Here is an 18,974-nt window from a genome sequence, read left to right on the forward strand (position 1 = left end):
ATGTAGAGTGATTTTTAATTCAAAAAAAAATTTTCAGGCAATTATTTTCATATACATAAGAAGATTTTAAAAAAATTAAGATTTATCTATAAAAGAACCATCTATTTGTAACAAAGATCACATAAAACATCCCCATTTCAAGCATTTGAAAAATATCATTTCAAATGACATAAATTTTAAATAATAGAAATATGATGTCTTTTTACAAGGGTGATTATTCTTTGAAATATTTAAAGAAAAAAATGAAAATTTTTAATCTTCTAATAATTTCGACCTGTTATTCTCCAAACTTCTCAATGAGATAAAGGTGTAAAAAGTCAAAAACCTAGTTAAAAAATAAACCTAGTCTTTGGAAATTAATCATGAAGAAATCATTTTTCTTCAAAAAAATAAACTACTAGCATTTTACAGGTTTCCTCTCCCAAATTTAATGGCTTATGTGGAATCCGTCCGTCAAAAAGCATTGAATCTCCTTCGTTAAGCAGGATAGATTCATCAGGAAAAACATAGGAGACATCTCCTTTAATAATATACTTATATTCAAACGCTTCTGTCTCTGCAAATTCTCTATCTGAACCTGGCTCTATATCCAATAAAACTATATCTACAGTACTTTCTTTTACCTTTTTTGTAAAGATTCTATGATATATATAGCCGCTCGCTGTTTCTTTTTCGAACCGCTCATAATTCTCCTTTCTCTGTATCAAAATAGGAGCTTGGTTGGTGTGTAAGCTCAATTCTCTGAAAAAATCATCCAAATCTTCTTCCAAAGCTTTAATTATTTGGATCAAGACTAGAAGTGAAGGTATAGTTCTGCCATTTTCTATTTGAGAAATCAAACCCTTGGTAACCCCAGCGCGATCAGCCACCTCTTGTAAAGTCAGGCTTTTTTCCTTCCTGATATGTTTCAGTTTATTACTAATCTGAACTATTACTTCCTGTTCCATTTAACTTATTTCGGGTTTAAGCAGGAAAACTACAAAAAGAAAACCTTTACCAGAGAATTTATTTGAGATATCCTGCAGCATCAATTTTTGAAGCATTTCTCCTGTCTATAAGGTCCATTTAATTTATTAATGAAAACTCTGTCAAAACAGAGCTCTCTTTTCTTTTCAATTTTCTTTGGAAATACATAAAAGAAGCTCCCATCAATAGCAAAGAAATTGTTAGAAAGACCAAAACTGATTCAGTGTAGAAATTCAACCAACTAACTTTTTCCATACCTCCCAGCTGCTTTGCAAATAATATCATTGAGGAACCGAGATAGCCGAAGCTATCAATCAAGTACATTAAAAATCCAACGTTTCCAATGGATTTGAATGTGGCAATCATCCGATCAAATAAGAGGCAATTGAAAGGTATATAAGCCATATACACCCCTGCTCCTACTAAAACCATCCATGCAAAAGGAGGAAGAATGCCTGATTGTAATGCCAAGGTAGCCAAGATTGAAATTGAAAATCCGACTATAATAATCCAATGGTTTAAGAAAAATGCCTTTTTGTTATTTCGGACCAAGACCAACAAAGACATCAGTCCAAGCATTAAAAGGGTAATAGGTATTTCGGTTTGAGATAAAAGTCCGGGATCTACGGTAATATTCAAACCCTGCCAAATCTCAACGACGAAATTATCCCGAAGATCTCTCAATCCTGTCAACATCATATAAACCAAAATCATCAGTATAATTCCAGGTTTAAATTCTTTCCAAAGACTAGTCCTATCTTTCCCTTGCATAGGAGGGCGAGAACTCCTCATTTGCCTATCTTCTTTTGAAGGAGGGGGAATCTGATTTAGCATCCAAACACTTAGTCCTAAAAGTGGCAAAAACACCATTCCAGTCAAAAAAGGCATCCAATATTCAGATACTCTCCAGTTTTGAAGGATGTAATGCCCAACAGACTTGACAAAACCAGAAGAGAAAACAAAACTTGCAGCCAAAACAGCTCCCATCATTTCAGTATACTTTCTCCCCTCCAGGTAATGAAACACAATACCCCAGATCAAGCCAAGAGGAAACCCATTCAAAACAAAAAAGAGAATACCAAAAGGACCTTTGACCAGTGCAAAACCCACTAATCCCAGAGCGGAAACACCTATCAAAGAAAGGATCAATCGAGCCCTTCCTTGTTCTTTGAGCTCTGAGATCTTTTTTATACCGTAAAATTTACTGGCCATATAACCCAAAGTCTGAGCAAAAATTAGCCATACCTTATAGTCTAAACTTAAAAATGATTCTCCTGAAAAAGTTGCTACCGCAAAGGGCTTTCTGAATGCATACATGCTTGAATAAACCAAAAATGCCATTATTGCGGCAAACAGGCTCATTTGAAAAGGTGAGGCTTTTTGCAGTTTATTCTTTAAAAAATCAGAATTCATTTGTTCAAGAAACATTCGAATTATCAGAAACGCTTTAAGCAATCAATCCTCGCCTGCTCGAAAAAGAGGGAATCATACAGGAGTAATCATCCCTCCCAATCGAGCAAAACCAACTCAATTACTGTTTAGCAAAATTAAACATATGTATAGCTGAGTATAAAATTTACGGATTATGATTCTATTAAACATGTGTTTTGAAAAAATTATATTGGGATATTTTTCTTAATTTTAAGTTCATATTAGCAACTTGTTTCGACTTAAATATCTTCAAGAAAGCTTAACCTAACAATTTTGAATATTTAAAACCAATCATAGAATTTAGTATTTGTAAACTTTACCCCTATGAAAGATTTAGAAAAGCTAAGTATTGACCAAAAGCTGGATTTGATTTTTGACTTATATGAAAAGCATGGCGAAGAAGATTATATAGGAGAACCTGTATCACAAATCGAACACATGTCGCAGTCAGCACAGCTGGCAGAGAAAGAAGGATTTGACGAGGAGGTGATCCTTGCCGCATTTTTTCATGATATAGGACATCTTTTTGCCCACTTGGGAGACAGTGAATCCATGGGAGGATATGGAGCAAAAAGGCATGAACAAATCGGAGCAGCTTACTTGAGAAAACTTGGCTTTTCTGAAAAAATAGCCAAACTAGTTGAGAATCATGTTCAGGCGAAAAGATACCTCACCTACAAGTACCCTGAATATTTTGAAAAACTCTCTGAAGCAAGCGTGAAAACCTTGGGCTATCAAGGAGGTCCTATGAATGAAGAAGAGGCCAAGGAATTTGAAAATGACCCGCTTTTTGAAGCTTCTTTAAAAATGAGAACCTGGGATGAGGAGGCTAAACTCGAATTCATTCCCCTTCCAGATTTGAATAAATATCGTGAAATGGCGAAAAAAATGCTTGTATAAAAAGCTCAAGATGCCTTTCTCGAATTTATCCACCTCAACCTGAAAATCCTTACAACATCTAGATCAATAGGCAGAAACAAAGTCTCTTATCTCAGAATAGAATCTATCTGGATCGCTGATGTAGGGTTCATGACTTGAATTTGGAAACAGGCTATAGGTCTTTTTACTTGCATCACTTCCGTAATTTAAAAAGACCTCTTCACCCTCTTCCGGTACAATCAAGTCATCATACCTCCCCCAAATAAATAGCGCGGGAATAGAGATGTTTTTCACCGAATTGATTAGATTTTCTCCTTCAGCATCTTTATTCAATCGATCATTGACAACTTTCAAATTTGATGATAAATAGGAAGGAAATGGATTATAGGTTGAAGCGAATCCAATTGAGAGATATTGCCTAATCGAAAGTGTTGCTATTTCTTCAGGGATGATAATCTCACCTGGCCACCCCAAAAAAGATCTCCATTCATTTTTTTGTTGCCTTGTCAAGATTTGAGGATTGTCTTCAACCCACCGCAAAGCTTCCTCCCAATGAGGAATCATGTTTCCTTTACCTATTTCCTCTTGAGCAATATTTTCCAGAAAAGTTCTCCTATAAAGCCAACTTAATTCATAATCGAAATTATAGGCCCCATCAATTGATATCCAAGCTTGAATCTTGTCTCCTAAGTTGGAATCCAACAAATAATTGGCTCCGATAAATGCCCCAAAACTATGCCCCATCAAATAAATTGAGGCATCTCCATACTTTGATTTCAACACCGTAATAATAGCATCTAAGTCCTTGACATATTGATCTATAGTAAGCGATTCCTCATCAATATTTCCCTGAGCGTTTCCACATCCTCTTTGATCATAATAGACCATTGCAAAATCCTTTTCCAGACTTTTTGACCAGCCAAACATATCCGCTCTAGCCATATCAATACTAGTCAATCCTGGACCACCATTGATATATACAATCAGCTTTTGAGAAGCCGTATTTCCTTTTACCCATACAGGTATGACAGCCTCGTCAATTTGAACCTGAAAGAAAGCATCACTGCTCTTTTCAGCTTCAAATTTCTCACAGGAAAACGAACAAATTATCCCAACTATCACTAAGATGTTTTTCAACTTTTTCATAACTCTGATTTTAATGGAAATAATAACCCCGCTTCCAAGAAAAAATACCCCGTCCCATTTGGGAATCCTGGAATAGAATATTGAAACTGAGGCTTAATAAAACCTGTAAATACCTTCTTTTGACTATGAAAAAAATCCTTTCCAAAAGCAGCAAATAAACTGGTTTTAAAATAGGAATACCCAACTTTACTTTTCTCCACCCTCCCCTCTTCGTTGATGGTATAAACTTCAGGAATAATTGTCCTCAAAACTCCTATTCCTATGCCTAAATCCAGATAAGTACCATTTTCCTTCTTCCTTCTATAGAATAGCTCTGGAACAAATTGAAGTCCATGATGATATCTCCTGTGATAATAATATGCCAATGAGGGACTCAATTGGATTGATTTAAAAATCTCTTGAGAAGCACCCTTCTTTTGAGTTTTAAATTGCCTCCATTGTTTGATCTGATAATTAGCAGATAGCTTGATTCCCGGATGGGTAATCATCTCACCAAAATAGGAGATCGAAACTTCTTGGGGTTTCCAAGATTGCCCTGAACAGAAAAAAGAGGTGTTGAACAGGAAAGAAAAGAGCAACAATTTGAATTTATTCTTCATCATCTTGATTGATTCTTGTTTCATTATTGGACAAATCACTAAACCCTCGATTGATGAGAGCATTTCTGGGAATCTTTACCTGAGTTTGTTTCATAAACTGACTCAAAACTCAATTCGATAATTCAAGACTGGAATCAGAGGTGTCAAATAAATCGTTTCGATCTCATTGGACATGGGCTCAAAATAAGTTCCATACACATTCTTCCGATTGGTTGCATTTTGAATATCCAAGGACCAGGTTCTCGTGGAATTAGCTTTGTTCTTTTTCAAACTAACACGAAGATCTGTTCTGAAATAAGCCGGGTTTTGCTCTTCAAAGGCATGGTTTTCTTGATAAACAGTCTCTCCTTTTTCAATGGAAGCAGATAAATCAATAGGAGTAATCCTCTGTCCACCACCATAGTTCATTCGGATATTCACTCCAAACACTCGGTTGTTTTTCCATTGAAACTCTTTACCTCCTGTAAAAGTGAAATTGTAATTCCCATTGTAGCGGGTATCCCGCCAAACATTTTCCTTAGTCTTGTAAAGCGAGTTGTAAACTGACCCGGTTAACAGAAAGTACATTCCTTTATTGGTAAACTGCTCCAAAGTCACTTCAAGCCCATAGTTTTTACCAAAACCTTTATTTACCAAAGGATCAGTCATCAAAGTCCATTGTTGATTCAAAATGGAGTAGGTTTCGTTTGCTCCTTCCTTGATTGGGATATTATAAAGATGCTGGTAATAGGTTTCTACTTTAAATCTCAAATAAGGATTGAGCGACCTATCATACCCCAAGACAAAATGTTGGGATTTGCTTAAGCCTAAGTCTTTGTTTGGCAGAGTGATATTTCCATCCTGCTCTTCTTCAGCAAAATATGTCCCCAAAGTTTGCACCTGACTATGTAAACCATATCCAAAGCTCAGCCTCTGCTTTTCATCCAACTGATAATTTGCACTGAATCTCGGCTCCAAGGAATTGGAATTATTCAGCATAAACTGCAGGTAATGCATGCCTAAATTAAAAGAGAGGCGCTCGGAGGCTTTGTAATTGAGTTGGGAAAAAGCCTGGACACTCTGAGAATTCCCTTTGGAGTCAACATGCTTGACAACCTGATTCAAATCCTGGTCATAAGCTCGATTGTATTGATTGTAGGAAAGTTGATTAAAGTAAAAACCACTCCTCAAACTAGCCCTAGAAGAAAGCTTGGAATTCAAAACCATATTCCAGGTGATTTTGGAATTGGACAGTCGTTGATAAAAGCGCTCTTCGGGAATATATTCATCATCAACAAAATCATAAGCATCACCCAATTCTGTACCTGAAGCCAAAACAGTTGTTTGCAGAAAATGCTTGGAATTCACACTCAAATTGTATTTGACTCCGACTGCACCTGTATTAGAAAAGAAATTGGTATTGTAGCGATCCTCTTCAAACTCCCATTCAGAAGCATCCAATTCAGCATCTTTATTTTGGTCACTTTTACCTCCAAATCCAAAAACTGAAACACTACTCTTCTTGCCTGTTGGCAGATAAAAATTAAATGATAAATCCTGAAAATTAGTCACATAGTCTCCCAAAGGAACACCGATTTTACCCAAAAGAGAAAGGGTAGAATACCTGTAATTCACCAAATAGGATCCTCTGTAGTTTTCTGAAAATGGTCCCTCTAAGGCCACATCCGTTCCCAAAAATCCAGCTTGGATCGTGTATTCCCGGTTCTGATTATTCCCTTTCCGAAGGTTTAAATCAAAGACACCTCCCAAAGCATTGCCATATTCTGCAGGAAAAGCCCCTGTTATAAAATCTGAATTATCCAGCAATTGGCTACTTAAAATGGAAACTCCTCCCCCAGCTGAGCCTGGAAAAGCAAAATGATTTGGATTGGGAATATCAATCCCTTCCATCCTCCATAATAAACCGTTCGGGCTATTTCCACGGATTGAAATATTATTGTTCCCATCATCGGTACTTACCACTCCAGAAAAAGAGCTCGCCATTCTTGCAGGATCATTGATTGCCGCAGCATACTTCCGGGTCTCCTCCACCGAGAATGTTCTCCCACTTACCCCGATCATCTCATTGATAGTTCTGTCCTTTTCACTTGCAGTCACTACAAACTCCTGAATTTCAGAAATGCTTTCTTCTAGAGAAATCTCCAAAACAGATTCTTTCCCAGAATTTACTTTGACTTCCTGAAGGATTCTATCCTCATACCCCATATAGTTAATTCTCAATGTGTAGGTACCTACAGGGACTTCTTGAATTATAAAATAGCCATCCAGATCAGTAACCGCTCCCTTAGATGGATCAAAACCCAAAATTGATATTGAAGCTCCAATCAAGGGGGATTTGGAAATTTGATCTACAACTTGACCACGAATGGTCTGATTGAGTTGCTGAGAGTCGACAGAAGGGATATGGACAAAATATAGCAATCCCAGGAGGCTTAGAAAAAGTCTCATAATAAGCTGATTTAGAAGTTAATGATTAGTTTTTTTTAAAAGAATCGGAATCCTGCTCGGAATCCCCACCACATCTGACTGGCTACATCTTCTGGATAATATCGCTGGTTGCGAATTTTGGTCTGGGTATACTGGAATAACTCAGGATGAAATTCATAGGAATCATCATAGACTCTAAAGTTGAGTGTAGGTCCTGCGAAAATTGCGAACTTTTTGGCCACCTGAAATTCAGCTCCCACATAGAGCTTATTGATCAGGTTCAGCGCCAAAACATTTCCCTGATTAAGCTGTTCGGAGCTAGCTTCAACATTCAGAAAAAAGCGGTCCGTAATTCGAGGAGAGGAACCTACCCCATACCCGAAGGCCCAAACGACATCCCTATTGATTTCTGGTCTCATTCCGGCGAAAAGCATGGTATAAAATTCCCTTTTCCCACTTCTGAAAGCCAAATTGAAAGGAAGCACTTCATTGGAACTCACTTCGAGAGTGTGATAGCCTGACTTCACAAAACTGATCAAACCAACGGGAACTCCGCTCATGCTATCTGCATAATTGAAAAGTCCCAATTGAAAGCCTTTCACCTTACCTGCGAAGTTAAAAAGCCCGACTTGTGATCCTTTTACCTCTTTGGCAGTAAAGTTTAAGCCGCCCGATATCTGTGACCCTTCCAAATCTTGGGCAGAGAAATTCAATAATCCAGCAAGCTGAACTCCTTTGACGGACTTCGGGGAGAAATTCGCCAATCCTGAGATTTGAACGCCATCGACTTTTCCAGTGGTAAAATTGGTCAACCCTGCCAGTTGAACGCCTTTTACTGAATCCAGATTTGAATTAAATAATCCTGCCATCTGAACGCCATCCACTCTACCTCTGACTTGGTTGAAAAGTCCGGCCAACTGGACTCCATTCATATCTCCACGATTGATATTGAATATGCCCGCCGCTTCAAAAGATTCTGTCCCTGCCGAATAACCTCCCAGTACATTGAATGAAACACCATTGACTACATTCCCTGAATTGATTCCATTTGTGCCCACGTAAGGAACAAATGAAATCTGAAATGGAGCAAAAGTGGTATCAGCACCAGGTTTGGTAAAAGGCTTGAATTCCACATGAAAATCCTTGGTTCCTTCTTGACTTTCCTCCTCCTGCTGTGCCCACGCAAATTGACAAGCAAACAGCAAGAGTAATGTGGTGATTTTGTGAATAGTCTTCATTGTATTGATTTCGTTTCATCTTAATGACAGATGAAAGAAGCAATACCCCTATCCGGCTTTGAAAAAAATTGAATTCATTCCCTACAAACTCAAAATTGCCCGGAATCCCCTTGCTGCATAATAGGAATCCGCGCCATTGTGGTAGGTAAAGACATGATTATACCTACGATCACAAAAAAGTGCTCCACCCAGCTTACGAATTGCTGAAGGAGTCAGGATCCAACTGGAGGTTTTCAAATCAAATTCCCCCAATTCCTGTAGTCTTTTGTATTGTTGCTCATTCAACAGCTCAACCCCCATCTCTTGTGCCAATGCCATTGCGGAATTTTCTGGCTTGAATTTCTTTCTGGCTTCCAATGCTTCATGATCATAGCAAAAGCTTCTTCGACCAGCAGGACTCTCTTTGGAACAATCCACAAAAAACCATTCACTAGGAATTGAATTGAAGATCACCACATCAGGTTCACCACCAGTTTCTTCCATTAAAAATAAAGAGTTAAGAACCGAAGTATTTGCTTCAACTTTCTCCAAAACCATTTCCCAAGTCAATCCAGAATGTCTTTGCGGATTTTTGTTGAATCTGATTTCAAGAGTCTCAAGCAATGCTATTTTTTGGTTTGGATCGAGTCCCATTTTCTAATCTTGAATAAGTTTTTGAAAAGTTTAAATCTAGCAAATCCCAATCAAATCTTCCGGACCTATTCTTTGATGATTGTTTAGGGATTCAAATGAATCATAATATTTACCTGAGTAAGACCTTTTTGAAAGGGAATAACCAAATAACCTGCCTGAGATCCTTCAAATTCCTTAAGCTCAACACCTGGAACCGACAACTTACGCAGGTTTACTTTACTCAAATCAGGAAAATAGATCAAAGACTCACCTGCTGAGTCAGTATTCTGGGACCATGTGATCTCAAATACCTGATTAGCTTCATCAAAGGAATAATTTTCAAGCTTACCTGAAACCGCTACCGGATAAGGTCTAATAATCGCTTTTCGGAAATAAGGAAGGTTTTCCATTTCCGGATCATAGGACCAGTAGGCATTTGAAAAATGATATTTCTCCAACAAAGAAACAGCCTCCAGAGCTACCGGAACAATTTGCTCGCCTGATTGATAATAAGCTCCCCACTCACCTAACCATACGGGCATTTGGAGTTCCTTTCCCTTTTCAGAAATCCTGTTGTAAATAAAATCCAATCTGGCGTTGGAAGATTCCTGGCTAAACTCTGTATCCACCACCAAATCATATGCATGAGGAGCATAAGCGACTTGAGGATCCGGTTTGCCATTTGGAAATGAAGTCCTTTCTATAGCTGATTTCACACCCATATTTGAAAAGTAGGTATGCTCCAAAAATATGATTTTATCATCCCCAGTTTCTCGGATAGCATTTGCCATTTTCTGATAAAAAGGCTGTAGTTTTTCTTGTTCAAAGCCTGAAACAATTGGGTATAAAGCATCAATCACCGGAGCAAAATCTTCTTCCGAGTCCAGGGAACGGAGCGCCTCAGACCTGGATGTTGGGTCCGACCAGATATGAAGTAATTGCTCCTCTGTCAGGACCTCCTTGGTATTTTCGTAATGCAATTCTGCATATTTCTGGAGCATTGCTGGCATAGCTTCCTGTGCCAAACTCCCTGGAAACGGTTCGTTGAATAAATCATAACCGATGACAAAGGGGTTATTTTGATACCTTTTTGCCAAAAGTTGCCAAATCTCTGCCACATGATCCTGTAACCCTTTGCCATCTGAGGCCTTCTCATTATTCCAAAAGCTATCAAAAGCCTGATGGACAGCTGGGCTGATGAGATACGAATCACTCCATACATCTCCGGTCAAATGAGGTAATCCTTTGTCCAATGTTGCCCAAGTAGGAGCTCCGTCTGAAAATTTAGAAGAAAACAGATCCTGATGAAGGTCCAAAACCACATAAAGTTCATTTTCTGTTGCCCATTGAATCTTTTGATCCAGTTCCTTTAGGTACTTTTCGTCAAAATGATCTGGTTGCGGCTCAATTCCATCCCAAATCACAATTAAACGGATGCTATTCATTCCCCACTTTTTTAAATTGGAGTAGAACTCTGGTCCTGATTGGAAAAGGTAATTATCATCCTTGGACTTGCTCACTACATTGATTCCATTGAGGATTACTTCCCGTCCCAAATCATCCACAAATCGCTCCCTCATTACGACCAGTTTACTTTTGGGATTGGATGAAGTCTGAGCCCAGGTGGATTGGGTCAGAATAGAATGGAAACCAATAATTAGGAATACATAGCTGAAGAAACAAGATTTGGTAAGGATTCTGGTAATCTGGAACATTTGAAGGGATTAAATTCTTTCAAACAAAATAAGTAGATACACCCTAGCCTACAAAGGAGATGACAATCATCACAACCTTTAACCCTCCAAAACATCTTTATTCAAACAATTAATTATCAATAACTTATAAAAATTTCCTGAAAAACAGAAATGCCATTTTTTTGACAATTATCATGTTAAGAAATCAAAAAAAGCGGATTCCTAGTCTCCCTCCAAACCAAAACTGATCCGCCCAATCATTCGCCGCAAACTCATGTTCGGAGAAAATCTTAGGGTCAGTATAAGTAAATAAATCTGGATGAAAGTCATAAGAATTATCATACAACCTCCAGTTCAAGGTTGGCCCGGCATAAACTCCAAAGTTTTTGCTAATTTGATAATCAAATCCTAGGTAAGCCCTACTCACCACGTTTAGGGCATTTACAAACCCTTTATTGATCTGCTGAGAGCTCAACTCTATGTTTAGGAAGGTCTTTTTACCCAACCTCGGAGAAGCACCTATTCCATATCCAAATGCCCAGGTGACAGAATCTGTCTCCTCCGGTCTGATTCCCACAGATAGAATATTATAAAATGCTCGAGTACCTGTCCGAAAAGAAAAATTAATCGGCAGCATTTCATCAGCCCCGAGTTCCACTTTATGATAGCCTTTTCTCACAAAGGAAATCAATCCTATAGAAGCACCTTGGACTGTATCAGCATAATTGAATAGGCCGATCTGAGTCCCTTTTACTTCTTTGGCACCATTAAAAATCACTGAGGCTTGAAGCCCCTCCATTTTTCTGTGAGTATAATTTGCAATGGGAGAAACCTGCAAGCCAGTCAAATTTCCACCAGCAGCATTAACCAGACCCGAGACTTGGGCACCTTTCACATCGCCCAAATTGAAGTTTACCAAGCCAGATCCCTGCACCGCATCAGCATTCCCCAGATTCATGTTTAGAATCCCTGACACCTGGAATCCTTTCAAATCTCCACCCGTGAAATTGAATATTCCAGCCCCCTGAAATTTCCCTACATCTCCCCGGTTCATATTAAACAGGCCTCCAATTTCAGCCTTTTCGGTTCCTGCAGAATAGCCTCCCAAAATATTCAATGAATAATCATTAATCACGTTTCCACTCAGTTTCCTATTGGTACCGACAAATGGGACAAAAGAAACCTGAAAGTCTCGATGAATAGTATCACTCAGATTAGAAATATTCTGAGCTGGTTCTTTGTCTTTATTCAGCTTCCAAAACTTCCATTTTTCTGGACTATCAACTGCGGTCAGAATTTTCTTGGGGTCCAGTTTCAAAAAGATATTCTGGAAAAACTGGTTCTTATTGGAAGAAACCAGCATAGTATCAGAATAGCTGGCTTTATTGACAATCAGCTTAAAATCTTCCTGATTGTGGTTTTTCACCTGAATTTCGAAAAAACCATATTCATCCGTAACAGAGGATTGCAAAGTGATCGGATCGTAAACCGTGGCATTTCGGATTCTTTCCCCTGTATTTTCGTCCACCACGTAGCCGCTGACAGTTACTTCCTTTTTCGAAACTGGAGCAGGTGTCAGGATAACATAAATCCCTTTTTCCTTGTACTGTACTGAGCCTAGAAAGACTTCCTCTAGGACTTCTCTTACACTTTGGTCTTTAATTGTCCCAGTGAAGGTTTGCTCCACATCAATCGCCGAACTGCTATAGGAAAACACCAATCCTGCTTCTTTGGAAAGGTCGTCCAGGAAATTTGCCACTCGCTGATTTGACACCTGCATGCTGACTCTTTTTTCCAAAAGAGGAATTTGCTGGGCAAAGACGTTTGTAAAGGCACACAAACAGATCAGGCAAAGAATAAAAAAGTATCCTTTCATAGAGATTTTGACTCCTTTAATTTAAAAACAACTTTCTCCAGAAAGAACTATTTCATCGTCAGACTCATCCAAATCCAAGCCCATAGTCTCTGTAATAATCGAAAGAACCGTTTCCAAACTTTCATTTTCAAAATTGACAGTGATTGGACAATTGCCAATTGGACCTTCTAATCGAATGTTTTGTTGATAAACTTGATTGAGTTGAGCTATTACTTCTTGAAGTGGCAGATCCACAAACTCGAATATTCTGGTTTTGTAAGCAATCACATTTGGACTGGCTTCTTCTTTAAAAAATTGCTGACTTGCCTTTTCAAAGCGACCTTTTTCACCAGATTCCAAGAGAATACCTTCCTGCTCATCGGTAAAAAACTGAACTGATCCCTCAAAAACTGAAACTTCAACATGATCCTCCCCAGGAATAGCTCTGACATGGAAAACAGTACCAATATCCCGGATTTTCAATTCACCGGCCTCAACTAACCAGGAGGCTTTTTTATCCTCAGAGATACTGATTGTCGCCTCTCCTTTCAAGTCAATTACTCCTGTTTTTTTTCTGGAGTTGAAAGCTACTTTCACCTCAGAATCTTTATTTAAAGTCACTTCAGCTTCCTCCTCAAAGATTTGGGTTACAACTTCATTTTGACTGATGAACACCTGCTCTTCTACAGAATTGAGCTGGGTATAAAAGAGATAGACCAATGAAGCTATCAATACCAATCCAGCAGCAACTCTCCAGAAAGGCAACATGAAAACATGTCTTTTCCCTGGAGTATCTAGCTGAGGATATACTTTTTCCCAAGCCGCATCAGCATTGAATTTTGGCGAATTCGGTATCTGGGATTTCTCGAAAATTACTTGAGCATCCTTCAGGTATTTCTCGTTTTCTGAATTGAGCTGGGCCCAAGCCTCCACCTCGGCCACCTCTTGCTGAGTAGCTTCATCCAGAATATATTTCCCGATCAGATCTTCTATATGTTCTTTTTCTTGTTCGCTCATAGCTCTAGAAATCCTTTCATCAGGACAATGATCATCGGTAAATAATCTTTCAATTGTTCTCTCAGCACTTTCAAGGCCTTACCTATTTGATTTTCCACAGTTTTGATAGATAGACCCAGTTGATCGGCTATTTCTTGGTATTTCAGTTCTTCAAATCGGCTCATCTTGAAAATCAATCTACACTGCTCTGGAAGTGTTTGGATAGCTTGATGAATCCGATCTTCCAGTTCCATTTTAAGTGCATCATGGTCCGAGGATTCAGCCACTTGAACTTCTTGCTGAAGAACAGCCTGAGCATGAACCTGCCGTACTTTTTGCCTTTTGATTTCATTGAGGCATGAATTTCTCACACTTCGATACAGGTAAGCCTTCAGAGAAGTTTCGATTTGAAGGTTTTCTCTTTTCTCCCAAAAACCAATAAAAGTCCCTTGAACCACCTCTTCAGCCTCATCCACATCCAACAAATAGGAATTTGCAAAACGGCATAATCCATCATAGTGCTCTTTGAACACTCGCTCAAATGCCTGCATATCTCCTTTTTGGATTTCTGAAAAATCGGCTGGTTCCTGGCCTTGCATGGAAAAACTGAATTCTTTCCCACAAGATAAGACTTTGCATGCTTTTTAGAATAAGACAACTGAATTGTCCTATCCCCCTATGGGAAATTGAAAAAAGTTTAAAAAAAATTGCCACTTAATCTGAATCAGGTGGCAATTCATTCACAATTGAATATAAATCAATTCATTGAGACTTTGACAAAGAATACGAATCTAGGATTTCTCCATTTTTACCCATTACAGAAAGCTTCAATTCAGTTGAATTTAGATTCAAAACCCCCACATGATGTTCTTTGATTAATTCATCCATTTTGGGTTCAGGAGAATCTTCTCCTTTGGGTTCCAACCCTCCACCTGCTCCGCCAAAAATGAAGAATTGAACTTTATTTCCAGAAAACTCTTGGCTCAGCCTTTCATAATCATGGGTATGGCCAGCCATCACCACATCAATCAATCCTTGATCGAAATAAGGCTCCAATAAATCACGAATACTTTGTTCTCCCTGATATCCAGGCCAGCCTTGAGAATAAGGAGGTTGATGCAAAGCAATGATTTTCCATGGTTTTTCCTTCCATTCTGCAGAATTGATGACTGATTGAAACCAATTGAACTGTTCTGAACCTTCAGGAAGGGAAACCGGGAAAAATGTATTGGGATCCACTCGCATCAAAGCCATTGGCCCCACATAATTCACCCCGTAAGTCAATTCATTCTCCCTGAAAATTTTACTTTTCAATGCTTTTGGAAACAAATCTTCGTAATAGCCATCGTAATCATGATTTCCAGGCACTGGAATCTGGATAGTATTCATATTCGAGGCTGTTTCTAAGAAGCGTTCATAAGCCCATTCTTCAGAACCATCATTGACCAAATCCCCCAAACCTATCGAATAATCTACTCCTTCATTGGCGATCGCTTGAGAAAAATTCAGAAAGGTATCCCAGCCACCTTGAGAATCTCCCCAAACGGCAAGTTTAAGACTCTCTTTTTCCTGAGGAATTTGGAAAATAAAATCACCGAAATTGGAATCTTCTTGTTTTAAAGTAAAGAAGATGCTTGGCTCTGTTAGTTCATAAGTAAATACTCCATCATTAGACTCTACCACCACTTCATTCCCTTTGCCAAAATCCAAAATAGCTACTCCTGGCTTTTCACAAATCCATCTTAAATAATAGCTTCCATCAGTTCCCAAAATCAAAACCGGGCTGGAAAATAGAATTGGATAAGAATCCAAACCCTCCTCTTTTTCGCCCAAAAACAATTCATTTTTTCTAAGAGAAAGCAAAGAGTCCTGAGCCTGAGCTACCCGGTCCTTCCAGTCCAAAAATTCGGTCTGCCCCATCCAATAAAGTCCTCGAAGACCGCCGGCCATAGCATTATTGACGACTCTCACTACCAATTCCAATTCTCCAGTTTGGGATATCTCGAAAAATTCTCCCAGCGGAGAGCGTCTGGCTCTTTTGCCATTTACCCACAATTGAGCGCCATCATCAGCATGGACATTTAAGAACCCAGGTTCCAACCTAACCTTTGTTTTGTACCAAAAAGAATGGTTGGCATTGCTCAATCTATGCGGCAATTCCACTGGCTCACCTTTTAGATTTTCAGGGAGCTTCCGATCAATTCCAGGAAAAGAGTCCATTCCCAAAAATTCCCATTTCAATTCCAAAGGGGATGCCGCCTCTGAGAATTTTGAAAGATTTGCCCATAATGCATTAAACTCGTTATTTGAAAAAAATACCTCCCCATAACTTGGAGAGGTAGATTTTTCTTCCTGATTGCATGCAAGAGCAACCAAAATCAGAAAGAATAAGAAATACTTTTTCATTTGATCATTTCTTGAATCACCTTTTCAGCTTTCGCATCGGGATATTCCATTCCTAAAAGTTGGAAAATAGTTCTTGCAATCATCGCAGAATGCCATTGCCCCTGAACTTTCATTTCTCCTTTTGCTGGAGTATCAGGCCCTATAGCTGCTATCCAAATTTCACCAGCTTCAGGCACTTCATCTCCATGACCTCTCCAAGTTCTTTTGGTAACTCCTCTACCATGGTCGGTAGTGATAATCATCGTTGTTTTATCCTTGTATTGAGGCATTGACTGAACGGTTTCCCAGATCTCCTTGATAAAAGCGTCTGTTTGCTTGGCTGACCAAATGTATTGGTCATACTTGTTGCCATGAGCCCAATCGTCTGTTTCACCATAAGAAATGTATAAGACTTTCGGCTGATACTTTTTAATCGCTTCCAATGCATAATGATGCGTAAATGGATCCAATCTCACTCCACCCCATGGTCCTCTGATCTCCTGCTGTAGACTGTTGATGGTTTTTTCCACCTCCGTTAAATCATCCCCTTCAGCCAAATCAAATCCGGCATTTACCGGAACCCCACTTCTTTCCTCATTGATAATGTAAGGAAACACATCCCAGGAACCGAAAGCCATCACTTTCCCCTTAAAACCATCTTTCTGATTCAGATATTCCAAGAGAGTTTTATTCGGGTTATTGATTTTATCATTGGAATCAATCCTTTCATCATCAGCAAATCCAGTAAGCACCTCATTGTATCCAGGATAGGAAAACCACATTTTGTTTGCATTGTCTACCTTATTGCCATAGGCACGATTTCCGTAAAGCTGTCCTTTTTTAGCAATGGTATTCCAAAAGAAAGGCATCAACATTTCCCTTCTTTTTATTGGATCTTCATTCCAAAAATCATTGAGCAGGGATCCTTGAGACTGAATCATTCCTGTATCATCTACCATCAAAGAATCGGCTCCTTTGAAAATCTCCTGCCATCTCATCCCATCTAAAGTGATAAGGATAACGTTTTCAGTTTTGTAATCATTTTGGGCCCAAGTCAATTGTCCCAACAAACAGAAAGTAAGTAATAAATAAATCTTTTTCATTTGAGTCATTAGAAAGAATCCTGCAAAACAGAGGTCATGCAGGATTCAATTGATTTAAGGTGGTGATATCAATATTAGTCTACATCCCACCAAACTTTGGTGGTAATAGCGTCTTCTCCTTGACGAGCAATCGCATCCAAGTAATTTTGCTTATTCAGTGCCTGCACACTGGTAGGATACATATATCTTACCGGAACGGAGCTGATATAGGCTGCCGGTCCAGGTAAAATTTCTGGATAATTTGTTCTCCTCCAGTCATACCAACCCTCCAAACCTGTAAAGAATAGAGCCAACCACTTTTGAGTTCCGATTTTTGAAAGCTTCTCATCCGTCGTTCCTGTATAAGCAACACCTGATTGTGTAAAGTAAGAATCTGAAACATCCAATTTTTCAGCAATTTGAGGAAGGTTGATCATTTCATATCTCTCTTTGTAGTATGCAAAAGAAGCCTTGATACCGTTCATGTAGTACTCTTCCGCAGTTCCAGTAGTGATGAAACCTCTTTCTCTAGCTTCAGCTAAGACGAATTGCAATTCTGCATAGCTCATCAACATGGCCTGAGCGCCGGTTGGGTTAGCCAATGAAGTACAAGCAGAACAAGACCACAACAAACCTACTCTTGAGACAAAGTTAGATCCACCTTTTGCAGGATCTCCAGATGGCGAATAAGCCAAAGCTTCCTCATCAGCAAGTCCGTTAGGAACACCTTGATAATCATCTACTTCACCAATAATACCTGCACCAGAATCATTTGTTGGTTGCGCATACGCATAAAGTCTTGGATCATCCAAATCTTTCAAAACACCTTCCATCTTTTCACTCAATCTGTACTCATCAAATGATCCAGAACGAGTGGTATATAGTGGGTGCTGATTTGGGACATCTTGCAAATATTGCAAAGCTGCCTGATCTTCGATACCAGTGAAAATTGGAGATTGAGAAGGATTATCCAAAATAGCCTGCATTGCTGCAGAAGGATCTTGTCTATCTGACAATCTCATCAAGATTCTTAGTCTCAAAGAGTTTGCAAACATTTTCCATCTTTCGATATCACCATTGAAAAGGATATCTCCACTTACTTGCTCAGAGGTGCTGCCCAAAAGGGTGTTTGCCTCTGCCAATTCACTCAAAATACTCGCGTAAATGGACTCCTGAGTATCGAATTTCGGATAATTCACTCCTTCTTTTGCCTGAATAGCCTCAGAGTAAGGAATATCTCCATATGCATCAGACATATAAGAGAACAAGTTTGCTCTGATAATTTTAGCTATCCCAACATAGTTTTGCTGATTAGCTTCTCCAGAGATCAAAATCACATTGTTCAGATCTCTCATGGAGTTATAGAAATTATTGTATGGGTCTCCGGAAGGTCCCCAGTTATAGCGGTCTTCACTGGTAAACTGGATTTTGGCAGTCATCTGCATGACAATGTTTCCAGTTCCCCAAGCACTACCAGCAATTTCATTGGTAGTGGATCTAATGATATTTGGCAATAAAAGATCAGAGGACACAGTTTCAGGACTGTTAGGGTTCATATTGATTTCCTCAAAATCTTTATCACAAGAGCTTAATCCCAATGCTAAGGCAAGAGAAAAAGCAGAAATATATTTTGTATTGAATTTCATGATTATTGTCTTTTTAGC

General features: G+C 38.9%; 15 protein-coding genes. 1 reads left to right on the forward strand and 14 read right to left on the reverse strand.

Going from position 1 to position 18,974, the window contains the following annotated elements; all coding sequences use genetic code 11:
• Positions 1 to 371 precede the first annotated feature (371 nt).
• Both O0V13_RS15340 and O0V13_RS15345 read right to left on the reverse strand, forming a co-directional pair.
• The gene (locus tag O0V13_RS15340) at positions 372 to 947 is read right to left on the reverse strand and encodes a helix-turn-helix domain-containing protein (protein WP_268035851.1); all 576 of its coding nucleotides are present in this window, start codon (positions 945 to 947) and stop codon (positions 372 to 374) included.
• Positions 948 to 1,065: 118 nt separating this feature from the next.
• Positions 1,066 to 2,328, reverse strand: coding sequence for a DUF5690 family protein (locus tag O0V13_RS15345; protein ID WP_268035852.1), 1,263 nt, complete (start codon positions 2,326 to 2,328; stop codon positions 1,066 to 1,068).
• Positions 2,329 to 2,721: 393 nt separating this feature from the next.
• Here O0V13_RS15345 and O0V13_RS15350 point away from each other — a divergent pair, with 393 nt between their 5' ends.
• Positions 2,722 to 3,297 carry a phosphonate degradation HD-domain oxygenase gene (locus tag O0V13_RS15350; RefSeq protein ID WP_268035853.1) on the forward strand — a complete coding sequence of 192 codons (576 nt, stop codon included), beginning with the start codon at positions 2,722 to 2,724 and terminating at the stop codon, positions 3,295 to 3,297.
• Positions 3,298 to 3,360: 63 nt separating this feature from the next.
• On the opposite strand, the gene O0V13_RS15355 is transcribed toward O0V13_RS15350, so the two are convergent.
• The 12 genes from O0V13_RS15355 to O0V13_RS15410 form a co-directional block, all read right to left on the reverse strand.
• On the reverse strand, positions 3,361 to 4,422 hold the full coding sequence (locus O0V13_RS15355; protein WP_268035854.1) for an alpha/beta fold hydrolase: 1,062 nt from the start codon (positions 4,420 to 4,422) through the stop codon (positions 3,361 to 3,363).
• A complete protein-coding gene (locus O0V13_RS15360) occupies positions 4,419 to 5,024 on the reverse strand; it encodes a hypothetical protein (RefSeq protein ID WP_268035855.1) in 606 nt (201 codons plus the stop codon). Before O0V13_RS15360 ends, O0V13_RS15355 begins: the two co-directional genes overlap by 4 nt.
• 99 nt (positions 5,025 to 5,123) lie before the next feature.
• Positions 5,124 to 7,469 carry a TonB-dependent receptor gene (locus O0V13_RS15365; protein WP_268035856.1) on the reverse strand — a complete coding sequence of 782 codons (2,346 nt, stop codon included), beginning with the start codon at positions 7,467 to 7,469 and terminating at the stop codon, positions 5,124 to 5,126.
• A 35-nt stretch (positions 7,470 to 7,504) separates the two neighbouring features.
• A complete protein-coding gene (locus O0V13_RS15370; protein ID WP_268035857.1) occupies positions 7,505 to 8,686 on the reverse strand; it encodes a hypothetical protein in 1,182 nt (393 codons plus the stop codon).
• Between the two features lie 81 nt (positions 8,687 to 8,767).
• Positions 8,768 to 9,319, reverse strand: coding sequence for a DUF4256 domain-containing protein (locus O0V13_RS15375; RefSeq protein WP_268035858.1), 552 nt, complete (start codon positions 9,317 to 9,319; stop codon positions 8,768 to 8,770).
• 83 nt (positions 9,320 to 9,402) lie between these two features.
• Positions 9,403 to 11,013 (reverse strand): cellulase family glycosylhydrolase, encoded by a 1,611-nt coding sequence (locus O0V13_RS15380; RefSeq protein WP_268035859.1) that lies wholly within the window; start codon positions 11,011 to 11,013, stop codon positions 9,403 to 9,405.
• Between the two features lie 184 nt (positions 11,014 to 11,197).
• Positions 11,198 to 12,868 carry a carboxypeptidase-like regulatory domain-containing protein gene (locus O0V13_RS15385; protein ID WP_268035860.1) on the reverse strand — a complete coding sequence of 557 codons (1,671 nt, stop codon included), beginning with the start codon at positions 12,866 to 12,868 and terminating at the stop codon, positions 11,198 to 11,200.
• Between the two features lie 21 nt (positions 12,869 to 12,889).
• A complete protein-coding gene (locus tag O0V13_RS15390; protein ID WP_268035861.1) occupies positions 12,890 to 13,864 on the reverse strand; it encodes a FecR family protein in 975 nt (324 codons plus the stop codon).
• Complete coding sequence (locus tag O0V13_RS15395) at positions 13,861 to 14,442, reverse strand: RNA polymerase sigma-70 factor (protein ID WP_268035862.1); 582 nt, start codon at positions 14,440 to 14,442, stop codon at positions 13,861 to 13,863. The genes O0V13_RS15390 and O0V13_RS15395 overlap by 4 nt, the downstream gene beginning before the upstream one ends.
• A 163-nt stretch (positions 14,443 to 14,605) precedes the next feature.
• Positions 14,606 to 16,249, reverse strand: coding sequence for a metallophosphoesterase family protein (locus O0V13_RS15400; RefSeq protein ID WP_268035863.1), 1,644 nt, complete (start codon positions 16,247 to 16,249; stop codon positions 14,606 to 14,608).
• Positions 16,246 to 17,331, reverse strand: a complete 1,086-nt coding sequence (locus O0V13_RS15405; RefSeq protein WP_268035864.1) for an alkaline phosphatase family protein — start codon at positions 17,329 to 17,331, stop codon at positions 16,246 to 16,248. Before O0V13_RS15405 ends, O0V13_RS15400 begins: the two co-directional genes overlap by 4 nt.
• 74 nt (positions 17,332 to 17,405) lie before the next feature.
• Positions 17,406 to 18,956, reverse strand: coding sequence for a SusD/RagB family nutrient-binding outer membrane lipoprotein (locus O0V13_RS15410; RefSeq protein WP_268035865.1), 1,551 nt, complete (start codon positions 18,954 to 18,956; stop codon positions 17,406 to 17,408).
• Positions 18,957 to 18,974: the final 18 nt, after the last annotated feature.

The sequence above is a fragment of the Algoriphagus sp. PAP.12 genome (genome assembly GCF_026652115.1).
Taxonomy (GTDB): domain Bacteria; phylum Bacteroidota; class Bacteroidia; order Cytophagales; family Cyclobacteriaceae; genus Algoriphagus.

Excerpts from the sequence above, each read along its gene's own strand:
- O0V13_RS15340 (WP_268035851.1), bottom strand. The coding sequence starts at position 947 with ATGGAACAGGAAGTAATAGTTCAGATTAGTAATAAACTGAAACATATC.
- O0V13_RS15345 (WP_268035852.1), bottom strand. The coding sequence starts at position 2,328 with ATGAGCCTGTTTGCCGCAATAATGGCATTTTTGGTTTATTCAAGCATG.
- O0V13_RS15350 (WP_268035853.1), top strand. The coding sequence starts at position 2,722 with ATGAAAGATTTAGAAAAGCTAAGTATTGACCAAAAGCTGGATTTGATT.
- O0V13_RS15355 (WP_268035854.1), bottom strand. The coding sequence starts at position 4,422 with ATGAAAAAGTTGAAAAACATCTTAGTGATAGTTGGGATAATTTGTTCG.
- O0V13_RS15360 (WP_268035855.1), bottom strand. The coding sequence starts at position 5,024 with ATGATGAAGAATAAATTCAAATTGTTGCTCTTTTCTTTCCTGTTCAAC.
- O0V13_RS15365 (WP_268035856.1), bottom strand. The coding sequence starts at position 7,469 with ATGAGACTTTTTCTAAGCCTCCTGGGATTGCTATATTTTGTCCATATC.
- O0V13_RS15370 (WP_268035857.1), bottom strand. The coding sequence starts at position 8,686 with ATGAAGACTATTCACAAAATCACCACATTACTCTTGCTGTTTGCTTGT.
- O0V13_RS15375 (WP_268035858.1), bottom strand. The coding sequence starts at position 9,319 with ATGGGACTCGATCCAAACCAAAAAATAGCATTGCTTGAGACTCTTGAA.
- O0V13_RS15380 (WP_268035859.1), bottom strand. The coding sequence starts at position 11,013 with ATGTTCCAGATTACCAGAATCCTTACCAAATCTTGTTTCTTCAGCTAT.
- O0V13_RS15385 (WP_268035860.1), bottom strand. The coding sequence starts at position 12,868 with ATGAAAGGATACTTTTTTATTCTTTGCCTGATCTGTTTGTGTGCCTTT.
- O0V13_RS15390 (WP_268035861.1), bottom strand. The coding sequence starts at position 13,864 with ATGAGCGAACAAGAAAAAGAACATATAGAAGATCTGATCGGGAAATAT.
- O0V13_RS15395 (WP_268035862.1), bottom strand. The coding sequence starts at position 14,442 with ATGCAAGGCCAGGAACCAGCCGATTTTTCAGAAATCCAAAAAGGAGAT.
- O0V13_RS15400 (WP_268035863.1), bottom strand. The coding sequence starts at position 16,249 with ATGAAAAAGTATTTCTTATTCTTTCTGATTTTGGTTGCTCTTGCATGC.
- O0V13_RS15405 (WP_268035864.1), bottom strand. The coding sequence starts at position 17,331 with ATGAAAAAGATTTATTTATTACTTACTTTCTGTTTGTTGGGACAATTG.
- O0V13_RS15410 (WP_268035865.1), bottom strand. The coding sequence starts at position 18,956 with ATGAAATTCAATACAAAATATATTTCTGCTTTTTCTCTTGCCTTAGCA.